24 protein-coding genes are annotated in these 21,916 nt (G+C 70.0%); 16 read left to right on the top strand and 8 right to left on the bottom strand.

The genetic code is table 11. The features are described from left to right. Positions 1-4 precede the first annotated feature (4 nt). Together QMG86_RS05565 and QMG86_RS05560 are read left to right on the top strand one after the other, a co-directional pair. Positions 5-1,756 (top strand): N-acyl-D-amino-acid deacylase family protein, encoded by a 1,752-nt coding sequence (locus QMG86_RS05565; protein ID WP_281878069.1) that lies wholly within the window; start codon positions 5-7, stop codon positions 1,754-1,756. Between the two features lie 84 nt (positions 1,757-1,840). Further along, on the top strand, positions 1,841-2,695 hold the full coding sequence (locus QMG86_RS05560; protein WP_281878068.1) for an alpha/beta fold hydrolase: 855 nt from the start codon (positions 1,841-1,843) through the stop codon (positions 2,693-2,695). Positions 2,696-2,702: 7 nt separating this feature from the next. On the opposite strand, the gene QMG86_RS05555 is transcribed toward QMG86_RS05560, so the two are convergent. Then, the gene (locus QMG86_RS05555; protein WP_281878067.1) at positions 2,703-2,987 is read right to left on the bottom strand and encodes a hypothetical protein; all 285 of its coding nucleotides are present in this window, start codon (positions 2,985-2,987) and stop codon (positions 2,703-2,705) included. A gap of 201 nt (positions 2,988-3,188) precedes the next feature. On the opposite strand from QMG86_RS05555, the gene QMG86_RS05550 reads away from it, so the two are divergent. Further along, entirely contained in the window at positions 3,189-4,220 is a 1,032-nt protein-coding gene (locus QMG86_RS05550) for a DoxX family protein (RefSeq protein ID WP_281878066.1), read from the top strand. 359 nt (positions 4,221-4,579) lie between these two features. On the opposite strand, the gene QMG86_RS05545 is transcribed toward QMG86_RS05550, so the two are convergent. Both QMG86_RS05545 and QMG86_RS05540 read right to left on the bottom strand, forming a co-directional pair. Further along, positions 4,580-4,969, bottom strand: a complete 390-nt coding sequence (locus QMG86_RS05545; protein WP_281878065.1) for an STAS domain-containing protein — start codon at positions 4,967-4,969, stop codon at positions 4,580-4,582. 127 nt (positions 4,970-5,096) lie between these two features. After that, positions 5,097-5,927, bottom strand: coding sequence for a mycofactocin-coupled SDR family oxidoreductase (locus tag QMG86_RS05540; RefSeq protein ID WP_281878064.1), 831 nt, complete (start codon positions 5,925-5,927; stop codon positions 5,097-5,099). 430 nt (positions 5,928-6,357) lie between these two features. Between QMG86_RS05540 and QMG86_RS05535 the strand changes: the two genes are divergently transcribed. The 3 genes from QMG86_RS05535 to QMG86_RS05525 all read left to right on the top strand — a co-directional run bounded on the left by QMG86_RS05535 (position 6,358) and on the right by QMG86_RS05525 (position 8,420). Continuing rightward, the gene (locus tag QMG86_RS05535) at positions 6,358-6,585 is read left to right on the top strand and encodes a hypothetical protein (protein ID WP_281878063.1); all 228 of its coding nucleotides are present in this window, start codon (positions 6,358-6,360) and stop codon (positions 6,583-6,585) included. Positions 6,586-6,695: 110 nt separating this feature from the next. Continuing rightward, on the top strand, positions 6,696-7,352 hold the full coding sequence (locus QMG86_RS05530) for a class I SAM-dependent methyltransferase (RefSeq protein ID WP_281878062.1): 657 nt from the start codon (positions 6,696-6,698) through the stop codon (positions 7,350-7,352). 234 nt (positions 7,353-7,586) lie between these two features. Next, a complete protein-coding gene (locus QMG86_RS05525; protein WP_281878061.1) occupies positions 7,587-8,420 on the top strand; it encodes an AfsR/SARP family transcriptional regulator in 834 nt (277 codons plus the stop codon). A gap of 43 nt (positions 8,421-8,463) precedes the next feature. Here QMG86_RS05525 and QMG86_RS05520 read toward each other — a convergent pair whose 3' ends face one another. Together QMG86_RS05520 and accA are read right to left on the bottom strand one after the other, a co-directional pair. After that, the gene (locus tag QMG86_RS05520; RefSeq protein WP_281878060.1) at positions 8,464-9,813 is read right to left on the bottom strand and encodes an acetyl-CoA carboxylase biotin carboxylase subunit; all 1,350 of its coding nucleotides are present in this window, start codon (positions 9,811-9,813) and stop codon (positions 8,464-8,466) included. Between the two features lie 10 nt (positions 9,814-9,823). Continuing rightward, on the bottom strand, positions 9,824-11,512 hold the full coding sequence (gene accA, locus QMG86_RS05515) for an acetyl-CoA carboxylase carboxyl transferase subunit alpha (protein WP_281878059.1): 1,689 nt from the start codon (positions 11,510-11,512) through the stop codon (positions 9,824-9,826). A gap of 198 nt (positions 11,513-11,710) precedes the next feature. On the opposite strand from accA, the gene QMG86_RS05510 reads away from it, so the two are divergent. The 7 genes from QMG86_RS05510 (at position 11,711) to QMG86_RS05480 (ending at position 18,558) form a co-directional block, all read left to right on the top strand. Further along, a complete protein-coding gene (locus tag QMG86_RS05510) occupies positions 11,711-12,979 on the top strand; it encodes a beta-ketoacyl-[acyl-carrier-protein] synthase family protein (protein ID WP_281878058.1) in 1,269 nt (422 codons plus the stop codon). Next, entirely contained in the window at positions 12,976-14,214 is a 1,239-nt protein-coding gene (locus tag QMG86_RS05505; RefSeq protein WP_281878057.1) for a ketosynthase chain-length factor, read from the top strand. Before QMG86_RS05510 ends, QMG86_RS05505 begins: the two co-directional genes overlap by 4 nt. Next, positions 14,211-14,465: an acyl carrier protein gene (locus tag QMG86_RS05500; protein WP_236567302.1), complete on the top strand. Its 255-nt coding sequence runs from the start codon at positions 14,211-14,213 to the stop codon at positions 14,463-14,465. The genes QMG86_RS05505 and QMG86_RS05500 overlap by 4 nt, the downstream gene beginning before the upstream one ends. A 220-nt stretch (positions 14,466-14,685) precedes the next feature. Then, positions 14,686-15,624: an aromatase/cyclase gene (locus QMG86_RS05495; RefSeq protein WP_281878056.1), complete on the top strand. Its 939-nt coding sequence runs from the start codon at positions 14,686-14,688 to the stop codon at positions 15,622-15,624. After that, the gene (locus tag QMG86_RS05490) at positions 15,621-16,547 is read left to right on the top strand and encodes an MBL fold metallo-hydrolase (RefSeq protein ID WP_281878055.1); all 927 of its coding nucleotides are present in this window, start codon (positions 15,621-15,623) and stop codon (positions 16,545-16,547) included. Before QMG86_RS05495 ends, QMG86_RS05490 begins: the two co-directional genes overlap by 4 nt. Then, positions 16,535-17,794 (top strand): FAD-dependent oxidoreductase, encoded by a 1,260-nt coding sequence (locus tag QMG86_RS05485; protein WP_281878054.1) that lies wholly within the window; start codon positions 16,535-16,537, stop codon positions 17,792-17,794. Before QMG86_RS05490 ends, QMG86_RS05485 begins: the two co-directional genes overlap by 13 nt. A gap of 2 nt (positions 17,795-17,796) precedes the next feature. Beyond that, positions 17,797-18,558, top strand: a complete 762-nt coding sequence (locus tag QMG86_RS05480) for an alpha/beta fold hydrolase (protein WP_281878053.1) — start codon at positions 17,797-17,799, stop codon at positions 18,556-18,558. A gap of 22 nt (positions 18,559-18,580) precedes the next feature. Here the strand turns inward: QMG86_RS05480 and QMG86_RS05475 are convergent, their stop codons facing one another. Continuing rightward, positions 18,581-18,955, bottom strand: coding sequence for a winged helix-turn-helix transcriptional regulator (locus QMG86_RS05475; RefSeq protein WP_281878051.1), 375 nt, complete (start codon positions 18,953-18,955; stop codon positions 18,581-18,583). Between the two features lie 103 nt (positions 18,956-19,058). Here QMG86_RS05475 and QMG86_RS05470 point away from each other — a divergent pair, with 103 nt between their 5' ends. Both QMG86_RS05470 and QMG86_RS05465 read left to right on the top strand, forming a co-directional pair. Continuing rightward, on the top strand, positions 19,059-19,553 hold the full coding sequence (locus QMG86_RS05470) for a luciferase domain-containing protein (protein ID WP_281878050.1): 495 nt from the start codon (positions 19,059-19,061) through the stop codon (positions 19,551-19,553). Positions 19,554-19,570: 17 nt separating this feature from the next. After that, the gene (locus QMG86_RS05465) at positions 19,571-20,005 is read left to right on the top strand and encodes a lipocalin-like domain-containing protein (RefSeq protein ID WP_281878049.1); all 435 of its coding nucleotides are present in this window, start codon (positions 19,571-19,573) and stop codon (positions 20,003-20,005) included. Here the strand turns inward: QMG86_RS05465 and QMG86_RS05460 are convergent. Beyond that, a complete protein-coding gene (locus QMG86_RS05460; protein ID WP_281878048.1) occupies positions 19,966-20,436 on the bottom strand; it encodes an acetyl-CoA carboxylase biotin carboxyl carrier protein in 471 nt (156 codons plus the stop codon). The two genes, QMG86_RS05465 and QMG86_RS05460, sit on opposite strands and share 40 nt — an antisense overlap. 15 nt (positions 20,437-20,451) lie before the next feature. After that, the gene (locus QMG86_RS05455) at positions 20,452-21,234 is read right to left on the bottom strand and encodes an SDR family NAD(P)-dependent oxidoreductase (RefSeq protein ID WP_281878046.1); all 783 of its coding nucleotides are present in this window, start codon (positions 21,232-21,234) and stop codon (positions 20,452-20,454) included. 171 nt (positions 21,235-21,405) lie between these two features. Here QMG86_RS05455 and QMG86_RS05450 point away from each other — a divergent pair, with 171 nt between their 5' ends. Continuing rightward, positions 21,406-21,825, top strand: a complete 420-nt coding sequence (locus tag QMG86_RS05450) for a nuclear transport factor 2 family protein (RefSeq protein ID WP_281878045.1) — start codon at positions 21,406-21,408, stop codon at positions 21,823-21,825. Positions 21,826-21,916: the final 91 nt, after the last annotated feature.

Here is a 21,916-nt window from a genome sequence, read left to right as displayed (position 1 = left end):
ACCCATGTACGACACGATCATCGCGAACGGCCGCTGGTTCGACGGCACCGGCGCGCCGTCCGCGATCCGCCACCTCGGCATCCACGACGGGCGGATCAAGACCATCTCGGCGGAGCCCATCGACGACCCCGCCTGTCCGAATGTCGTGGATGCCACCGGGAAGTGGGTGATCCCGGGCATGCTCGACATCCACACCCATTACGACGTGGAGGTGCTGCAACATCCGGCGCTGACCGAATCGGTCCGCCACGGCATCACCACGGTGCTGCTCGGCTCGTGCTCGTTGTCCACCGTGCACGTCGACGCCTCCGACGCGGGCGACCTGTTCGCGCGGGTGGAGGCGATCCCGCGCAAGCACGTCGTCGCGGCGGTGGGCGAGCACAAGACCTGGCGCTCGGCGCACGAGTACGCGGACGCGCTGGAGCGACTGCCGTTGGGCCCGAACGTCGCCGCGTTCATCGGGCACTCCGACATCCGCGCCGCCGAAATGGGCCTGGACCGCGCGACGCGCAAGGATGTCCGTCCCGACACCGCCGAACTGGCCGGGATGGAAGCGAAACTGACCGAGGCGCTGGACGCGGGGTTCGTCGGCATGTCCTCCCAGCAACTGTTGTTCGACAAACTGGACGGCCAGGTGTGCCGCTCCCGCACACTGCCGTCCACCTACGCGACGGCCAGGGAACGGCGCCGGCTCAATTCCGTGCTGCGCCGGCGCGGCGGGGCGTTGCAGGGCGGACCCGACGTATCCCGGCCGCACAGCCTGGTCACGATGGCGGCAGGCAGCCTCGGCCTGTTCCGCAGGCCGCTGAAGGTCAGCCTGCTCTCGGCCGCCGACATCAAAGCGATTCCCGGTGTGGTGCACGTGTTTCCGCTGATCGCGCGGGTCCTGAACGCGCTGGGCGCCGACTTCCGCTGGCAGCATCTTCCGGTGCCCTTCGAGGTCTACGCCGACGGCATCGACCTGGTGGTCTTCGAAGAGTTCGGCTCCGGCGCCGAGGCGCTGCACCTGGCCGATCAGGTGGACCGACGCCGCGAACTGCTGCGCGACGAACGCTATCGGCGCCGCTTCCGCGCGGACTACGACAAGAAATTCGGTCCACGGGTCTGGCACCGCGACTTCTTCGACGCGCGGATCGTCGAATGCCCCGACCCAGCGGTGATCGGCAAGACCTTCGGTCAAGTGGGCCTGGACCGCGGCGGCGCGCATCCGGTGGACGCCTTCCTCGATCTGGTGGTGGAGCACGGCAACAAGGTCCGTTGGCGGACAACGATTTCCAATCATCGACCCGCGGTCCTCGATCGGCTCGCCGCCGACCCCGGCGTGCAGCTGGGCTTCTCCGACGCGGGGGCGCACCTGCGCAACATGGCGTTCTACAACTTCGGGCTCCGCTTCCTGCGCCGGGTGCGCGACGCCGCGGATGCCGGTCGTCCGTTCCTCTCGGTGGAACAGGCGGTGCACCGGCTCACCGGCGAACTCGCGGACTGGTACGGCCTGGACGCCGGGCACCTGCGGGTGGGCGACCGAGCCGATGCCGTGGTGCTGGACCCGGCCCGCCTGGACGACTCGCTCGACGCCTATCACGAATCCCCGATCGCCCCGTTCGACAACCTGCCGCGCATGGTGAATCGCAACGACGAAGCGGTCACCGCGGTGTTCGTCGGCGGAGTGCCGGTCTTCGGCGACGGCACTCCCGCCCCGGCGCTCGGCAGCCGCCGGACCGGCCGGTTCCTTCGCGCGGCGACCGCGGTCCGCTGATCCGATCGGCCCTGCCCGGGCGGACGGCCACGTAGAATCGCGGGATATCGCCGGCTCGCTCGCCGACGGTTCGTAGGAGTCGGCGTGGACGTTTTCCAACATCGGGGCAGGGCCGTGGTCTTCGACCGCACCGGCAGCGGATCCCCGGTCGTGTTCCTGCACAACGCCGGCACGCAACGCCGCATCTGGGACGACCAGGTCGCCGCGTTACGGGACGACCACGAGGTCTACGCGCTCGATCTGCCCGGCTACGGGCAATCCGACCAGCCCGCCACGGGCTACCGCCTCACCGATTACGTCGACATGCTCACCGCGTTCCTCGACGCATACCGCCTCACCGACGTGGTGCTGATCGGCAACTGCCTCGGCAGCGCCACCTCGCTGCGCTACGCCATGGGCCACGCGCCGCGGGTGTGCGCGCTCGTGCTGCTCAATCCGCTCACGCTGGACACCGTCAGCTCCGGGCAGTCGGCGGGCCTGGCCTGGCTGGACGCGCGGCTGCCGCTGGCGCCGCTGGCCCGCCGGATCACGCTGCCGAGCCCGGTCGTCTCCCTGATCGTCGGCAATCAGCTCGGCCCCCGCGGACGGGCCCGCAAGAACCAGCACGAGCCGCGCGTGCGGGCGCACTGGACCGATCGGGGCAGGCTGCAAGCCCTGCACGGCCTGGTGCAGGATTTCCCGTCCTACCGCACGCTGGACACGTTCGATCCGCCCGAAGGATTCCCGCCGATCTGCACCATCTGGGGGCGGCGCAATCGCATTCTGTCGGCGAAGGCGGGCGGGCGGCTCAACCGCAGGCTGCGCCCGCATACGGCGGTGGAACTCCCGGACTGCGGTCATCTTCCGATGGTGGAGGCCCCCGAGCGGGTCACGTCGATCATCACCGATTTTCTCGCCGCCACGAACGTGCTCGTGCCGAAGCAGTCCGGCGGCCACTGAACCGCCCTCACAGCGGAGCCGCGGTCGGGCAGAGCTCGGCGAAACTGGCCGAGTGCACGCCGCAGCCGGTGCATTCGAACACCACGCCGATATCGAGCATCCAGTGGATGCGGGTATGGCAGGTTTCGCACAGGAAATCCACGCCCGCAGGGTGGCAGCAGGATCGTTTACGGATGAACCATTCCGCGCGATGACGGCAGGGCACCGAATCGAACCGGAACGTGCAGGTCGGCGCGGCGGGCAACTCGGCGACGACGGCGTCGAAAGCCGTTGTGGCCGTACGGGTGTTCACAGCAGATACCTTCCGGCGGGACAGGGCGGGAGGCGAGAGCGCAGGCCGGTGCGGGCCGCGGTGCCTTTCCCCCTGGATCGATCTCTCTCCATTAGCTGTTACCCGGATGAGGTGGCTTTCACACGGCGGCGGACCGGCTTGTTTGGTCACGAATCGCGCGGGAATCCGAAACATGACGACATCAAGGGAAGGGGTTCTGTCATGTTGTTGCGCCGACTCGCCCGGCCGCTACTGGCCACCGCGTTCGTAGTAGACGGGGTAGATACGCTGCGGCGCCCGGACGAGCGGGTCAAGGCCGCGAACGCACTACTGGAACGGGGGCACCGGCAGCTCCCCGAAGAAATCGCCACGAAGTTGCCGTCGAATCCCACGACCGTCGTGCAGGTCAACGCCCTCGCCCAGGTGAGCGGCGGCGTCCTGCTGGCCCTGGGAAAGGCGCCGCGCCTGGCCGCCCTGGTGCTCGCGGCGACCGTCGTGCCCGCGGCCGTCACCGAGCAGGACTTCTGGAACGAACAGGACCCCGCCCGCAAGTCGGCGAAGCGGAACGCTTTCCTCAAGGATCTCGGGCTGCTCGGCGGCCTGATGATCGCCGCGGCGGACACCGAGGGCAAGCCGTCGCTGGGCTGGCGCGGCCGCCGGGCCGCACGCGACGCCGCCGCCGCGGTCACCGCCGCGCTGCCGTTCGGCGCTGCCTCGGACACCAACACCGGCGCGGCGTTGCGCAAGCACGCGCACGAGGCCGCCGAGCGAGCGCGCGCGCTCGGCGCGGTGGCCGCGAGCAAGGGCTCCGAGCTCGCCGAATCGGCCCAGCGTCACGGCCCGGGGTGGGCGGAAGCGGCCAAGGAACACGGCGGCGACCTGGCCGAGACCGCCAAGGCACACGGGTCGGAGTGGGCGGAGATCGCCAAAGAGCGCGGCAGCGACTGGGCCGAAGTCGCCAAAGAGCGCGGCAGCGACTGGGCCGAAGTCGCCAAGGAACGCGGCGCGGAGTTGGCTGAGATCGCTAAAGAGCGCGGCGCGGAGTGGGCCGAAATCGCCAAAGAGCGGAGTGCACAACTCGCGGATCTGGCCAAGCAGCGCGGGACCGAATGGGCGGAGATCGCCAAAGAGCGCGGACCGGAGATCGCCGACGCCGCGCGGGAACGCGGCGCGCACACCGCGCAGCTGGCCCGCGAGCGCGGAGCACAGACGGCACACGCGGCCCGCGAGGCGATCGAATCGCGTCGCCACTGACCCTCGGGACGCCGCCTCGCTCCGGCGCGGCGGCGAACCCAGGCGCTACGGCGGTCCACCGGGTCGCCGTAGCGTTCTGCTGGTTCACCGACGTGCGGCAGTCGATCCGACGGTTCGCGGCACCGGTCGCACCGGACGCGTGACGTAAGCACTCGGCGGGGTCACCGACGTGCGGCAGTCCATCGGACGGTTCGCGGCACCGGTCGCCGCCGGTCTCGTGCGTAGCGTTCTGCCTCCCCGCTGAGGCGCTCCCTTCGGCACTCGGCCCGCCGACCCTGACGGACCGGACAGTCGCTGTGAGCCCCTGCGCCTTCCGTATCGCCGACTCCTGGCACGGCACGTCGGGAAGGACCCCCGGGTCAGGCGGTCTCGTCGTAGCCGGGTCCCAGAACCACGAGGGCGGCGTCGAGCGAGGCCACCCGTTGGAACCGGTCGGCGAGGCCGGTGACGTCGATGGCGCGGTCCACCGGTCGCACGGTGGTGATCAGCAGCATCCGGCGGCGTGCGCGCGTGGCTTCGGCCTGCGCCTCGACCAGAACGCTCAAGCCCGCCGCCGCGAGGAAGGTGACCGGAGAGAGGTCGAGCACGAGCGTGGCCGCGCGGCGCACGTATGCGCACGAGAGTTCGGCACGGAAGCTCGGCGCGGTCGCCGCATCGATATCGCCCGCGATCATCAGCATGGTGACGTCGCGCCGCGGGCGGCACACCGAAAACTGCAGCGGAACAGCCCATTCGGCGTGACGTGACATGCGCTGACTCCTGGCCGGAAGCTGGCAGTGCACAGACGTTGCGCTTCCAGTGAAGCACGGTGCCGCAGGTCTGTACAGGCGCGAACCGCGTTCGGCGACCGCGCTTTCCGGGCCATGACTCGCGGCTCTAGGACGTGCCGGCGCTCCCGCCGCAGGAGATGGTGACAGCCTCTCCGTTGAAATGGCGGCCGTGCTCGGAGACCAGCAGCAACACCGCCTCGGCCACCTCGGCGGGCTGGATGAGATCGCCGTTCGGCGGGCCGGATTCGATGATCGCCATCCAGTCCTCCTTGGTCGGGTTCTCCTTGTCCGGCACCATGAGCCGCCAAGTCGCCGGATTCTGGATCATGTCGGTGTCCACGCCGGACGGCAGCAGGGCGTTCACGGTGATCCCATACTCGGCCACCTCCAGCGACAGCGACTTCACCAAGCCGAGCACACCCCATTTGCTCGCGGCGTAATGGGCCGCGTTGCGCACGCCCATCTTCGCCACGATGGACGAGGTGGCCACCACACGGCCCCAGCGGCGTTCGATCATGTGCGGCACGACCGCACGGAAGCTGTGGAAGACGCCGGTCAGGTTGGTGTCGATCATGTCCCGCCACAACTGCTCGTCCATCTCGGCGACGGGCGAGTTGGACGCGATGCCCGCGTTGGCGATGAGGATGTCGATGCGGTCGAATTCCTCGAGCGCGCGCTCGGCGACCATCCGCATCTGCTCCAGGCTGCGCACGTCGGCCTGGACGGCGACGCAGCGGCGGCCGGTCCGCTCGACGAGGGCGGCGGTCTCGGCCAGGTCGTCGGGAGTGCTCAACTCGTAGGGAAGACCGGGCAGGGGTGCGGCGATATCGCACACCACGATGTCCGCACCCGCGTTCGCCAGCGCCACGGCATGCGCGCGCCCCTGTCCGCGGGCACCACCGGTGATCACGGCTACCCGGTCGTCGAGGTTTCCCATGACTGGCCTCTCCTCGGTCGGTCCCTGCTTCGGCCGCCACCATCGTGTCATGCGCGGCCGACGTGAGCTCGCGTTTTTCCGGTGGGCCGGGCCGTCGGCGGGCGATTTCCCAGAGCTGGGGACGGGCCGGCGGTGATACATTTCGGCGCGCACAGCGGTGGACCGCGCGTCCGCGACCTACGCCGACGGGGTCCTTTTCCGAATTCCGCAGGGAGAGTGGAACAATGAGTGCGGTCTCGGCACCGGAGCGGGCACGGCCACGGCACGGACGAACCGACCCGACTGCGGCACGGAGGCCACCTGTAACCATTCCGACCCGGTCCAGCGACCAATTGTGCGCGATGTACGCTGCGCCCCGGAACGATCCCGCCCGTGCCCACGCGTCGTTCCGGGTGCGGACGGCGCATCGACAATGGTTTCTGGGGGCCCGATGACCGATTGTGAGTACCTTCCCGTGAATCTCGACCGACAGCTCGACGCCGAACCGACCGAGCACGACAGCACCGTGGCCGACCGGCTCACCAGCCCGCGGTTGCGCAGGCTGCTACACACGGCCATCGGCCTCTCCGAGGATTCCGTCGATCTGCTGACGACCATGACCACGCGCCTGCGCGCCGCCGAGGGCATGATCCTGCGCGACCCGCTCGACGACTGCTGACCCGCGCGCGGGCGGGTAGGGGCCGCGCGGGACGAGCACCGACGCCGGTGCGGTTGCCGGATCGGCAACGATATTTGCCGATCCGGCCAAGTCGATGGATGGTGGGACACATGAGCGCCACACACCACCACGCCGATCGGACGACGCCCACGACGGTCGAATACTGGGAGTCCTTCTACCAGGAGCGCGAGCAGGTCTGGTCGGGCCGGCCGAACTTCCTGCTGGTGCGGGAGATCGAAGCGGTCGCGCCGGGCCGGGCACTGGACCTGGGCTGCGCAGAGGGCGCCGACGCGATCTGGCTGGCCGAACGCGGCTGGCGGGTCACGGCGGTGGACGTCTCGGAGACCGCGCTGGCTCGCGCCAGGGCCCACGCCGAACGACAGGAACTTTCCGGCGAAATAGATTGGCAGCGGCACGATCTCGACCACACCTTCCCGGCCGGACGATTCGACCTCGTCTCGGCGCAATTTCTGCACTCGCCGCTCGCCCGGGACGGCGAACGGACGCGGATCCTGCGCCGGGCCGCCGAGGCGGTGGCGCCCGGCGGGCTGTTGCTGATCGTCGGGCATGCGGAATGGCCGACCTGGGTCGCGGAACCACCCGCCGACGTACACTTTCCGACCACCGCCGAGGTGCGTGCCGATCTCGCGCTCGACCCGGCCGAATGGCGGGTGGAAGTCGAGGAGGTCGTCGAGCGCGAGCATCCGGGCCCCGAAGGGCAACCGGGCACGCGAAAGGACAACATCCTACGAATTCGCCGCGACTGACCGGGGCGCAAATAACGGGCGAATCTCCTTGCACTCGAGGAGAATTCGAATAACCACCGCATGGAATTAACTCCGATATTACCCAGGATTCATGGCGGCGATACCGATTTCTCGCTACTGTGGACGGTGCCTACAGCGCGGTGGGAATCGAGAATCTCACGTCGGTCGGGGGGATAGTCGCCCGTAGGAGAGTTCCCAGTGAAGTATCCAGTTTGCGCTCGCGTGTTAGGCCCGTTGACGCTTGCTCTGAACAATCACAACGCGACGCCGACTGCGCAGAAGCAGCGGCAGTTGCTGGCCCTACTGTTGGTCCGGCACGACACCGTTGTTCCGGTAACGACCCTCATCGAAGAACTGTGGAACGACGATCCGCCGCGCAGCGCGGTGACCGTCGTGCAGACCTATGTACTCGGAATTCGCAAGAAGATAGCGGAGCGACTCGGGGTGGGGCAGGCCGAGGTGGCCGAGCGCTTTCTGCGCACGCGCAGCAAAGGCTATTCCTTCGACGTCAAGGACTGCGTGTTCGATCTCCGCGATTACCAGTCCATGTCCGAGGCCGCCCGGTGCGCCGCCAAGACCGGCGACGACCAGCGGGCGGTGGATCTGTTCAGCGCCGCGGAGGCGCTGTGGAGCGGTCCGGCGCTGGTCGACGTGGAGGGCGGCATTCCGCTCGCCGCCGAGATCTCGCATCTGGACCACCTGCGGCTGACCAACATCGAACTGCGCGTGGAGGCGGAGTTGCGGCTGGGCAGGCACCGCGAGGTGTGTCCCGATCTCGCGCGGCTGACCATGCAGCATCCGCTGCACGAGCGACTCCAGGCGTACTACATGTTCGCCTTGTGCCGGTCGGGCCGGCGCGACCGCGCCCTGACCTCGTATCAGCGGTTCAGCAAGTCCATGCAGGCCGAACTGGGGCTCGACCCGTGCCAGAAGCTGCAGAAACTGCACCGGGACATCCTGGCCGCCTCCGACGTCTCGGTGAGCGCGATGCTCAACAGCCGCCACGCCCGTTACCTGATCGGGTGGCACTCGCCCGAATTCAGCGCGGCGGCCGCCGAGCCCGCCTGACCGGCTCCGAAGTGCGGGGCGGCCGGGCGCACGGGCCGCGGGCTCACCCCCGTCCGAGGAGTTCATCGACCAACCCGGTGGTGTGCGTCGCGGCGCGCATGGCCGGATGGTCGAGCACCTCGCGCAGGAAATCCCGGGTGGTCGCGACGCGGGCGCCGGAGATCCGGAATTCCTCCAGTGCCCGCCGCATCCGGGCGAGCGCCCGCTCGCGGTCCGGCGCCCACACCACCAGTTTGGCCAGCAGCGAATCATAGTGCGGAGGTATCGAATAACCGGCGTGCGCGTGGGTGTCGACGCGCACGAACGGCCCGCCTGGCGGGGTGAATTCCGCCAGGATTCCCGGGGCGGGCGCGAATTCTGCGGCGGGATCTTCGGCATTGATGCGGCATTCGATCGCCGCGCCGTGTGCAATGATGTCTTCTTGCGTAATGCCGAGAGGTTGCCCCGCCGCGATACGGATCTGTTCGGCGATCAAATCTATGCCGGTCACCATTTCCGTGACCGGATGTTCCACTTGAATACGGCAGTTCACCTCCATGAAATAGTGGTTACCGTCCCGGTCGACCAAGAATTCCACGGTTCCGGCGCCGACATAGCCGGCCTCCAGCACACCGTGCACAGCGGATGCGCCCATTCGCGCGGCAAGCCCTTCGGGCAGCAGCGGAGCCGGTGATTCCTCGATCAATTTCTGATGCCTGCGCTGCACCGAGCAGTCGCGTTCGCCCAGGTGCACGCCCGTGCCGTGTCCGTCGCACAGCACCTGGATCTCGACGTGCCTGGCCGCGGCGAGATATTTCTCCAGGTACACCCGGCTGTCGCCGAACAGCATCCGCGCCGTCGCCCTGGTCTCCTGATAGGCGCGCGGGAACGCCGCGCTCGCGTGCACCACCTGCATGCCGCGCCCGCCGCCGCCCGCGGCCGCCTTGATGATCACCGGGAAGCCGATCGAATCCGCGAGCGCGTGCGCCTCGTCGAGCTCGAGCGGATCGAGGCTGCCCGGCAGTAGCGGCAGTCCCGCCTTCGCCATCAGCGTGCGCGCCGACTGTTTGTCGCCCAACTGGGCCATCACGTCGGCGGGCGGGCCGATCAGCGTTATGCCCGCCGCACGGCACGCGTCGGCGAAATCCGGTGACTCCGAGAGGAATCCGTATCCGGGATGAATCGCGTCCGCGCCGGTGAGCTCGGCGGCGGCCAGGATCGCCGCGGCGTTCAGGTAGCTGCGCTTGGCCGCGGACGGGCCGATCTGCACCGCCTCGTCGGCGAAGCGGACCACCGCCGACTCGGCGTCGGCGACCGAGTGCACCGCCACCGTGCGCACGCCGAGTTCACGGCAGGTGCGCGCGACGCGCAGCGCGATCTCGCCGCGGTTGGCGATCAGGATCTTCTCGAACATTCCGCCACCCTCACGCGACCGACCGGACCAGGACCTGCTGCCGCGCGCCGAAGCGCCGGAAACGTGCGCGGCGCTCCTCGGCCAGCTCCGCGCCGCCGCGCTCGGCGAGCTCACCGAGGGTCGCGGCCAGGGCGCGGCGCAGCTGCTCGGCCGCGGCCATCGGCGCGGCGCCCACGTCGTCGCCCGGCTCGGGCAGCACCGCGTCGACCACTCCGAGACGCAGCAGGTCCCGCGCGGTGAGCGCCAGCGCGGCGGCGGCCTCGGGCGCGGCGGCCGGGTCGTTCCACACGATCGCCGCGCAGCCCTCCGGGCTGATCACCGAGTACGTGCCGTTGGCGAACATCAGCACCCGGTTGGCGACGCCGAGCGCCAGGGCTCCGCCGCTGCCGCCCTCGCCGATCACCACGCTGACCACCGGCACCCGCAGCGCGGACATCAACCGGATGTTCTCCGCGATGACGATCGCCTGCCCCTGCTCCTCGGCGGTGGCGCCCGGGTACGCGCCGGGCGTGTCGATCAAGGTGACGATCGGCAACCCGAGCTTCTCGGCCAGCCGCATGAGCCGTGCCGCCTTGCGATAGCCGGCCGGGGTCGGCATGCCGAAGTTGCGCTCCATCAACTCCTTCGGATCGTGGCCCTTCTGGTGGCCGATCACCATCACCGGGCGCCCGCCGAGCCACGCCGTTCCGCCCACCACGGCGGCGCAGTCGCCCGAGACCCGGTCGCCGCGCAGTTCGCGGAACTCGTCGAAAGCGAGGGCGAAATAGTCGAGCGCGGTCGGCCGCTGCGGAGAGCGGGCCCGGCGCACCTGCGTCCAGGGATCGGTCGCGGGGATGCGGTCCGGATCGGTGATCGCTCCGGCGTCCGCGGGGACGAAGGTCCCGGCGGGATCGACCGGTCCCGCGGCCCGCAGCAGCGCGCCGAGCGCCTGGCGCAGGCCCGCGCGGGGCACGATCATGTCGATGAGCCCACGTTCCAGCAGGAATTCGGCGGTCTGGAACTTCGGCGGCAATTGCTGCCGGATGGTCTGCTCGATCACCCGGCGTCCGGCGAAGCCGAGGCGCGCGCCCGGCTCGGCGATCAGCACGTCGGCGAGGGTGGCGAAGGAGGCCGCCACGCCGCCGTAGGTGGGGTCGGTGATCAGGCTGACGGTGAGGATGCCCGCCCGGTCCAGTTGCTCCAGTGCCGCGCTGGTCTTGGCCATCTGCATCAGCGACAGCGGGCCCTCCTGCATCCGCGCGCCGCCCGACGCGGTGACGACGATCAGCGGAAGACGCCGCGCCAGCGCGGTCTCGGCGGCGGCGGTGATCATCTCGCCCACCGCGGTGCCGAGGCTGCCGCCCAGGAAACGGAAGTCCATGGCGGCGATCAGCACCGGCCTGCCCTCGATCGCGGCCTGCGCGCACAGCACCGCGTCGTGCATGCCGGTGCGGGCGCGGGCGGCCGCCAGCCGGTCCGGATAGGACTTGGTGTCGGTGAAGGTCAGCGGGTCGTCGTCGGTGGCGGCGATCGGCAGCGGCTCGAAGCGTCCGTCGTCGGCGAGCTGCTCGATGCGCTGCCGCGCGGTGATCGGGGTGTGCCTGCCGCACTCGCCGCAGACACCGAGATCGCGGGCGAACCGCTTGCCGTACAGCGGGATCAGGCAGGCCGGGCAGAGCACCCAGTCCGCGGCGCCGTCCTGGCCGTGTGCTGACTTCATCACGCGTGTCTCCTGTGCTCGGGAACGGGTGATCGGTCCGGACGGCGCCGGCCGGGCGATCACAGCGTCAGCCTGCGCCGCGCCGCTCGAGAACAACTCGACCCGCTCGCTCGAGCGAGGTTCGAGGGTCGTCCCCGATGCTCGATCGCACCATCGAAGGGAGAACGCCATGAACACCAATGCATCCGGTGGTCCGCGATGAGCCGCCGCGTTGTCGTCACCGGGCTCGGCGTCCGCGCGCCCGGCGGGTCGGGCAAGGACGAGTTCTGGAAGCTGCTGTCCGAGGGCCGCACCGCGACGCGGCGGATCTCGTTCTTCGACGCCTCGCCCTACCGGTCCCAGGTGGCCGGCGAGGCGGACTTCGACCCGGCGCGGGAGGGTCTGTCCCCCAGGGAGATTCGGCGCATGGACCGCGCGGTGCAGTTCGCCGTGGTCTGCGCGCGGGAGGCGGTGGCCGACAGCGGGCTCGACCTCGCGGCGGTCGATCCGCACCGGCTCGGCGTGAGCCTCGGTAGTGCGGTCGCTGCGGCCACCAGCCTGGAGCGCGAGTACTTGGTGCTGTCGGACTCCGGGAAGAACTGGCTGGTCGACGAGACGTATCTCTCCCCGCACATGTTCGACTACATGATCCCCAGCGTGATGCCCGCGGAAGTGGCCTGGAGCGTGGGCGCCGAGGGACCCGTGGCGATGGTCTCCAACGGGTGCACGTCGGGTCTGGACTCGGTGGGCCACGCGGTGCAGCTGATCCGCGAGGGCTCCGCCGACGTCATGGTGGCGGGGGCGTCCGACACGCCCATCACGCCGATCGTGGTGGCCTGCTTCGACGCGATCAAGGCGACGACGCCGCGCAACGACGAGGCGGAGGTCGCCTCACGGCCGTTCGACAACTCGCGCAACGGGTTCGTGCTCGCCGAGGGCGCCGCGATGTTCGTGCTGGAGGAGTACGAGAGCGCGCGCAAGCGGGGTGCGCACGTCTACGCCGAGATCACCGGCTACGCGACCCGGTGCAACGCCTACCACATGACGGGGCTCAAAGCGGACGGCCGCGAGATGGCCGAGGCGATCCGGGTGGCGCTCGACGAATCCAGGATCGACCCGACCGGCGTGGACTACATCAACGCGCACGGCTCCGGTACCAGGCAGAACGACCGGCACGAGACCGCCGCGGTGAAGCGCAGTCTCGGCGCGCACGCCTACGCCACGCCGATGAGTTCGATCAAGTCGATGGTCGGACACTCGCTCGGGGCGATCGGCTCGGTCGAGATCGCCGCCTCACTGCTGGCGCTGGAGTACCAAGTGGTGCCGCCGACGGCGAACCTGCACGAACCCGACCCCGAATGCGATCTGGACTACGTGCCGCTGGTCGCCCGCGACCATCGGATGGACACCGTGCTCACCGTAGGCAGCGGGTTCGGCGGCTTCCAGAGCGCGATGGTGCTGCGCAAGGCGGAAGCGGTGGCGGCATGATCCTCGTGACCGGAATGGGCGTGCTCGCGCCGAACGGTGCCGGCGTGGAACGTTTCTGGGACGCCGTGCTGGCCGGCCGCGGCGGGATCGCGCCGCTCACCCGATTCGACGCTTCCCGTTCGGCGGCCCGCCTGGCCGGCCAGGTGGCCGATTTCGACGCCGGTGAACACCTGCCGAGCCGGCTGCTGCCGCAGACGGATATCTCCACGCGAATGGCGCTGGTCGCCGCGCAGTGGGCGCTGGACGACGCCAAGGTCGACACCACGACGATGACCGACTACGACATGGGCGTGGTCACCGGAAACGCCTCTGGCGGTTTCGAATTCACCCATCGGGAGTTCAACAAGCTGTGGTCGCTCGGCTCCGAGCACGTCAGCGTGTACGAGTCCTTCGCGTGGTTCTACGCGGTCAACACCGGCCAGATCTCCATCCGGCACGGCATGCGCGGGCCGAGCAGCGCCTTGGTCGCCGAGCAGGCAGGCGGCTTGGACGCGATCGGCCACGCGCGGCGCACCGTGCGGCGCGGGACGCCGCTGGTGGTCACCGGAGGCGTCGACTCGGCGCTGGATCCGTGGGGCTGGGCCTCGCATCTGTCCAGCGGCGGGGTGAGCACCGCGACCGACCCCGACCGCGCCTATCTGCCGTTCGACGCCGCAGCGGCGGGATACGTGCCGGGTGAGGGCGGTGCCATGCTGGTCGTCGAGGACGCCGCCGCCGCGCGCGCCCGCGGTGTGCCCAAGGTGCACGGCGAGATCGCGGGCTACGCCTCGACCTTCGACCCGCCGCCCGGTTCCGGCCGGCCCTCGGGCCTGCGCCGCGCCGCCGAACTGGCGCTGGCCGACGCCGGGATGACACCGGCCGACATCGATGTGGTGTTCGCCGACGCCTCCGGCATCCCCGACCGCGACCGCGACGAAGCCGCCGCCATCGAGGCGCTGTTCGGGCCCTGCGGCGTTCCGGTCACCGCGTCGAAAGCGCTGACCGGGCGGCTGTTCTCCGGCGCGGGTCCGCTCGACGTCGTCACCGCGCTGCTGACGATGCGCGACTCGGTGATCCCGCCGACCGCCCGCACCACCGCGCTCGCCGAGGACTGCCGGATCGACCTGGTCCTCGGCGCCCCGCGCACCGCCACCGTCGGCGGCGCGCTCGTCCTGGCTCGCGGACGCTGGGGTTTCAACTCCGCGGTCGTCGTGCGCGCCGTGTCCGACCGAGATCTGCCGAGGAGCGACTCATGACCATGACCATCACCGAACTACGCCGGATTCTCGTGGACTGCGCGGGCGGCGAGGACCTCGCCGAACTCGACGGCGACATCGCCGCCGTGGAATTCGAGGAGCTGGGCTACGACTCGCTCGCGCTCATCGAAACCGCCGCGCGCATCCAGCGCGACTTCGGCGTCACCATCCCGGAGGAACAGCTCGTCGAGGTGAAGACGCCGCAAGAGCTGGTCGACATCGTCAACACCCAGCTGCAAGGTGCGGCATGAGCGGTCAGGCCCGGAGGCGGCAGCGCAGCGTGACCACGGAGGGCCCCGCTCATGCCGAAATCGGACACAGCATGAGCGGTCAGCCCCGGAGGCGGCAGCGCAGCGTGACCACGCAGGGCCCCGCTCATGCCGACAACAGACACAGCATGAGCGGTCAGGCCCGGAGGCGGCAGCGCAGCGTAACCACGCAGGGCCCCGCCCATGCCGGAGAGGACAGAGCATGAGCGCCGAAGTGATGACCCACACCACAGTGGTGCAAGCCGCGCCCGAGGTCGTCTACGACCTGGTCGCCGACGTGACCAGGTGGCCGGTGATCTTCGAGCCGAGCGTGCTGGTACGCCACCTGCACCGCGGACCGGACGAGGAGCGCTTCCGGCTGTGGGCGACCGTCGGTGGCGCGGTGCGGAACTGGACGTCGCGGCGGGTGCTGGACGCCGGGCAGCGCCGCATCGGCTTCGAGCAGGAGCGCAGCCAGGCGCCGATCGCGTCGATGGGCGGCGCCTGGTCGTTCCGTGCGATCGGTCCGGGCAGCACCGAAGTCACCCTGGATCACCACTTCACGGTGGTGGACGGGGTCGATCCCGGGCAGGTGGCCGCGGCGGTGGACCGCAACAGCGAAACCGAGCTCGCCGCGCTGGCCCGCATCGCCGAACTCGGTCACCCGGTGGACGAGGTGATCCACACCTTCGCGGACACGGTGACGCTGAACTGCTCGGCCGCCGAGGCGTACGACTTCGTCTACCACAGCGAACGGTGGCCCGAGCAGGTGCCGCACGTCGGCCGCATCGAGCTCACCGAGGACGCCGAGGGCGTGCAGCTGATGGAGATGGACACGGTGACCGCGGGCGGGATTCCGCACACCACCAAGTCGATCCGGGTGTGCTTCCCGGGCGAGCGGATCGAGTACAAGCAGCTGGTGCCGCCCGCGATACTGTTCGGCCACAGCGGTGGGTGGGAGTTCGCGGACGGACCCGACGGCGCGGTCGTGACCGCACGGCACACGGTCGCGATCAATCCCTCCGCCGCGCGCGAGATCCTCGGCGCGAACACCGATCTCGCCGACGCCCGCGCGTACCTGACCGACGCGCTGTCCAGCAACAGCCGCAACACGCTGCGGTGCGCCGAGCGCTACGCCGCCACGACGAAGTCGCCGACATGACCGCCACCGAGACGGCCGCCGCCCCGCGCGTCCAGGAGCTCGCCGACGGCGTCTACGCCTACACGCACAGCCGCGGCGGCTGGTGCGTCAGCAACGCCGGGGTGCTGACCGCGCCGGGCGGCGCGGTGGTCATCGACACGCTGGCGACCGAGGGACGCACCCGCGCCCTCGTCGAGTTCGTCGACGGGCTCGGTACCGGCCCCGCCCGCACCATCGTGAACACCCATCACCATGGCGACCACAATTTCGGCAACCACCTGTTCGGACCGGCCGCCGTCGTCGTCGGCCACGACCGGATCCGGCCGGAGATGATCGAGACCGGCCTGGCACTGACCAAGCTGTGGCCGGACGTGGAATGGGGTGACGTGCGAGTCACGCTGCCGAGCATCACGTTCAGCTACCACCTGACTCTGCACCGGGGCGAGCGCCGGGTGGAGCTCATCCACTTCGGGACCGCCGCGCACACCACCAACGACGTGGTGGCGTGGCTGCCCGAGGAACGCGTGCTGTTCGCCGGCGACCTGGTGATGGCGGGCGCGGCGCCGTTCTGCCTGATGGGTTCGGTCAGCGGTTCGATCACCGCGGTCCGGCGGCTGGCCGCGCTGGGCGCGGAGACGGTGGTCGCGGGGCACGGCCCGGTCACCGGGCCGGAGATCTTCGACCAGACGCTGCGGTATCTGCGCTGGGTGCAGGAGCTGGCCGCGGAGGGACGCGCGCTCGGGCTGACGCCGCTGGCGATCGCGCTGGAGGCCGACCACGGCGAGTTCACCGAGCTGGTCGACCAGGAGCGGCTGGTGGGCAACCTCTATCGCGCGGACGCGGAACTGACCGGCGGCCCGCCCGGTGAACCGCTGGACGTGCTGGCGATCTTCGACGAGATGGTGCTCTACAACGGCGGGCAGGTGCCGACATGCCTGGCGTGAGGACCGAATCGGTACGGGTCTGCGTGATCGGCGGCGGCCCCGCCGGACTGATGACGGGGTTGCTGCTGGCCCGCTCCGGCGTGGAAGTTCTCGTGCTGGAGAAGCATCCGGATTTCCTGCGGGATTTTCGCGGCGACACCGTGCACACCTCGACGCTGCTGGCGATGAACGACCTCGGCCTGGCCGAGGAGTTCCTCGCGCTGCCGCACGTCGAACTGCCTCGATTGCCGATGGCGACCGCGACCGGTCCGGTGGTGTTCGCGGATTTCAGTGCCCTGCCCGGACCTTTCCCGTTCGTGGCGTTCATGCCGCAGTGGGATGTGCTGAACTTCCTCGCCGAGGCGGGCCGCCGCTACCCCGGCTTCCGGCTGGTGCAGGAAGCCGAGGTCACCGAGCTGATCCAGCGCGACGGCGCGGTGACCGGCGTCCGCGCCACGACGGCCGGCGGACCGCTGGAGGTCACCGCCGACCTGGTCATCGCGGCCGACGGGCGGCATTCGATCGTGCGCCGGTCGGGGCTGCTCGAGGTCGCCGCCAGCGCGGCGCCGATGGACGTGCTCTGGTTCCGGGTCGGCAAGCCGGAGGGCGAACGGCTGCCCACCGTGCGCAGCGGGAAGGGGTTCTTCATCGTCTGCATCGACCGCGGAGACTATCTCCAGGTCGCGTACATGATCCCGAAGGGTGGCTTCGCGACGATCCGGGAGGCGGGGCCCGCACGGTTCCGCGCGGATCTGGCCGCCATCTATCCCGTGCTCGCGCCGTATCTGGAGGCGGAGATCCTGGGCTGGGACGACGTGAAGCCGCTCGACGTCCGGGTGGACCGGCTGCGCCGCTGGTACCGGCCGGGGCTGGTGGCGATCGGGGACGCGGCGCACGCGATGTCCCCGGCGGGCGGGGTCGGGATCAATCTGGCGGTGCAGGATGCGATCGCCGCCGCCCGGCTGCTCGCGCCGATCCTCACCGCGGGCGCGACGCCGACCACGGCCCAGCTGCGCGCCATCCAGCGCCGCCGCGAGTTCCCTATGCGCGTGGTGCAATTCGCGCAATTGCGCCTGCTGGCCGACCTCTACCCCAGCGCGGGACGCCCGGGGACCGACAACCCGCTGCTGGTCCGGCTGCTCCGCCGTTTCCCGCGGCTGCCCCGCCTGGTCGCCCGGGTGATCGGCGTCGGCGTCCGCCCCGAACCCGTGCCGCCCGCCGCGTCGAACCAAACCGGCACGGCACTGACGAAACTCAGGGAGAACTGATCGTGTCGACCTACCTGCTCATCCACGGCGCCTTCCACGGCGGCTGGGTCTGGCAGCGGGTGACCCCGCTGTTGGAAGACGCGGGCCACCGCGTCCTGGCTCCTTCGCTGGTCGGCCTCGGCGACCGCGCGCATCTACTGACCGCCGACGTGGGCCTCGACACCCATGTCCAGGATCTGGTCGACCTGGTCACCGCCGAGGACCTGACCGACATCGTCCTGGTGGGTCACAGCTATGCGGGCATCGTCGTCACCGCCCTGGCCGACGCCGTGCCGGAGCGCATCGCCGGCCTCGTCTACCTCGACACCTTCGTGCCGCGCGACGGCGAGGCGGTGGCCGACATCATGCCGGGCATGGTCCAGGCGTTCGCCGCCGCGGCGGCCGCCACCGGCGACGGCTGGCGGGTGCCGCCGCAAACCGAACCGACCGGCGACGGCGGACTGTACGGCGTCACCGAGGAACCCGATCTCAGCTGGCTGGCGTCCATGCAGACGCCGCAATCGCTGAAGACCTTCCAGCAGCCCGTGCGATTGACGAATCCGGAAGCGCTGGAGGCGATTCCGGTGACGCACGTGCACTGCGGCGAAGGCGGCGAGGACTTCAAGGCGATGCGCGCGGCCATGCCGCGCACCCTGCCGCCCGCGGACCTGCCCGCCGACCGCCTCCACGTGCTACCCACCGGGCACGACTGCATGATCACGATGCCGCGCGAGCTGGCCGGATGCCTGATCACGTCGGCGTCGCATCCAGCGTCCGCCCGATGATCTCGGGTCCCGTGGCCACGGGTCAGCTCGCGCGCTCCCCCGCGTCGTAGGCGGCGCGGGCCGCGAGAACCTCGCCGAGGTGTTCGGCGGACCAGTCCACGATGCTGCCGAACACCGGCGTCAGCGTCCTGGCCAGCGCGGTCGCCTCGTATTCGACCCGGGGCGGCACCTCTGGGTGGTAGGTGCGCGCGACCAGGCCGTCGCGTTCCAGCTGACGCAGGCGCTGGGTGAGGACCTTGGGCGTCAGGCCGGGGATGCGCTGTTGCAGTTCGGTGAACCGAAGCCGGCCGTCGTGGGTGAGCACCCAGAGCACCTGGGTGGACCAGCGGCCGAACACCAGGTCGATGACCGGCGTGATCGGACAGGGATCGATGGGCGTCTCGGGCCCGGCGGTCATACATCCTCCCGGTAAGTCACTTTCCCCTTGGTTACTACTATACTTTGGAAAGTAACGTGGTCCCAAGGGTCGCCAGAATGCGAAATCCGAAGGGAGCACAGTCATGACGACGACAACACCGGACGGGCGCCTGGACCTGCCGCCTCGCTCCGGCGACCGGCCGCGCACCCGGGAACACAATCCGCACCAGCAGCTCAGCCAGACCGCGCCACCCGAGCTGCAAGAGGAACTGTGGTCGCGGATGACCACGCTCGACGGCGTCCTGCCCGGTCGCAGCGGGGTGTCTGTGCCCGACACCCGCGCCCTGCACCTGCGGCCGACGATCGCCCACGGGCCCGCCGAGGCGTATCTCGTCGGCACCGAATTCGCCCACCTGCACGGGCACGGCGACGGCAGTCTGCACATGTGCCTGCCGAAAGGCGTTGTCGCCGAGGCCGTCCGGCAGGGCTGGGCGGAACCGCATCCGATGGCTCGGCAGGGGTACCTGCCCGGGACGCTGGTGATGATCTACGGGCCGCGCGATCACGCGGAGCTGGACATCGTCTGGCGACTGGTGCGGGTCAGTCACCGGTTCGCCCGGCAACCGGCTACAGCGTGATCAGAGCGGCGGCCGCCATGAACGCAAGCGATCTCGTGGGTACTTGGGAACTGGTGTCCTACTACGACCTCGATGAGCAGAACGGCACCAGCCAGGGCCCGCTCGGCGACGCCCCGCGCGGCCTGCTGATCTACGGCGCGCACGGCTACATGTCGGTGAGCATGATGCGCACGGACAGCGCCGCGGGAGCCAACCCGTTCATGGGTTACGCGGGCACCTGGCGATTGACCGGCGCGGAGGTGGTGCACGCGATCAGCGTGTGCTCCAACCCGGCGTGGGCGCAGACCGAGCAGGTGCGGCGAATGTCGCTGGACGGAGACGTGCTGACGCTGATCGGCGCCGCACAGGTCGGCGGGCGGACGCAACGCCGGGTGCTCACCTGGCGCCGCAGCCGCCCGCCCCAACCGAACCGTCATTCCGGGGAGTACGAGAACAACGGCTCGTCGAACTGAACCGGCTCACCGTCTTCTTTGAGAATCCCGGTGATCACGCCCGCCTGGGCCGTCACCGGGATCATCAGCTTCATCGCCTCGACGATGCCGACCTGCTGCCCGGCGCTCACGCGGTCGCCTACCTCCACGAACGGGTCCGCGCCCGGCTCGGGGCATCGATAGAACACGCCGACGCTGGGAGCGCGCACGACGGCGCCGAGCGCCGGAACCTCCGGCGCGGCAATGCCTTCCACCGGAGCAGCCGCGGGCGCGGCCGGGGCGGCTGCTTGCCACTCGGCCTCGACGGTCACCTCCCCCACCTGGAAGCGCAACGCGCTCGGCTGCTGCGGGAACCCCGCGAGCAACTGCAGCGCACCGGTCTGGATCGCTTCCAGCACCCGGAGATAGTCCTCGTGCCCGGTGGCGGGGGCATTTTCCTCTACTGCGGTCATCGCCGTCCCTCCTCGTCAGTAGTTGCCCAGTCCGCCACAGACGTTCAGCGCCTGCGCGGTGACCGCCCCCGCCCCGGGGCCGATCAGGTAGTCGACCATCGCCGCCACCTCGAACGGCTGCACGTAGCGGCCGATGGGCACCCGCGCGCTGACCCTGGCGTGCACCTCGTCGGTGTCCACGCCCCACAGCCCGGAATACACCTCGCGGACCCGCTCGGCCATCGGCGTCTCCACGAATCCGGGGCAGACGGCGTTCACGGTGATTCCCGTCTTGGCCAGTTCGAGGCCCAGCGCCTTGGTGAAACCCACGACGCCGTGCTTGGACGCGGAGTACGGAGCGCCGTGCACCACGCCCTGTTTGCCGCCGGTGGAGGCGATGTTGACGATGCGGCCGCTGCCGCGTTCCAGCATGCCGCCCGCGTTCAGCACCGCCTTCGTCATCAGGAACACGCTGTTGAGGTTGGTGTTGATCACGTCGAACCACAGGTCGTCGGGCACCTGCGCGGTGACGCCGCCGCCGCTGCGGCCCGCGTTGTTGATCAGGATGTCGATGGGGCCGTAGCGCCGCACACCCGCGTCGACGTACTCGCGCACCTGCGCGGCGTCGGCGACGTCGCAGACGGTGCCGTCCACCTCGTGACCGTCGTCCTGCAGGCTCTTCACCGTGTCGGTCACCCGCTGCTGATCGCGAGCGCACAGGAACACCGCGATTCCCTGCGCGGCAAGGTTTTTCGTGATCTCCAGGCCCATTCCACTGGTCGCTCCGGTGACCAGCGCGACGCGCCGATTCTCCGCCATGACTCCTCCATCGGTCGAACTTCCGAACTCGCCCTTCTCGACCACCAGGGTCGACCCGCGTCCTATAGATCCGGTCAACCGCCGGTCGCCGGATTCGGCTCGACCGAAGCTCTAGCGGCGTCGGTCAACCTGGCGTGCGACCCGAACCCCGCCGCGACCACAGGAGCAACCATGACGACCGTCGCCAGCCGCACCGAGTTGTACGCCGAGGTCCAGCAGTTCTACGCCGAGCAGATGCAGCGCCTGGACAACCGCGACATTCCCGGTTACGCCGCGACTTTCACCGAAGACGCGGAATTCGAGCACACCCCCGGCATCCCGCCCGCCCGCACCAGGGCGGGCATCATCGCCGACCTGGTCGAGTTCCACAAGCGTTTCGAGCACGACCCGATGCAGCGCAGGCACTGGTTCAACATGATCAACCTGCAGCCGCAGGACGACGGGACCATCGTGTCCACCGCCTACTGCCTGGTGGTGAAGATCCGCCCGAACAGCAAGCCGGAGATCGCGCCGAGCTGCGTCGTGCACGACGTGCTCATCCGCGCCGACGGCGCGTTGCTGACCCGCTCGCGGCGCGTCGTCCACGACTGAGCCGAGGCCCGCCCGGCCCGCACAGCGCACTCCCAGCTTTGCCCCAGGTTGTGGGCAGCCGGCCTTCCTAGCCTTCGAAAGAGGTGCACAC

The organism is Nocardia sputorum, assembly GCF_027924405.1.
GTDB classification, from domain to species: domain Bacteria; phylum Actinomycetota; class Actinomycetes; order Mycobacteriales; family Mycobacteriaceae; genus Nocardia; species Nocardia sputorum.
The sequence above is the reverse complement of the archived record's forward strand: the minus strand, read 5'-3'. Positions and strand labels throughout refer to the sequence as shown.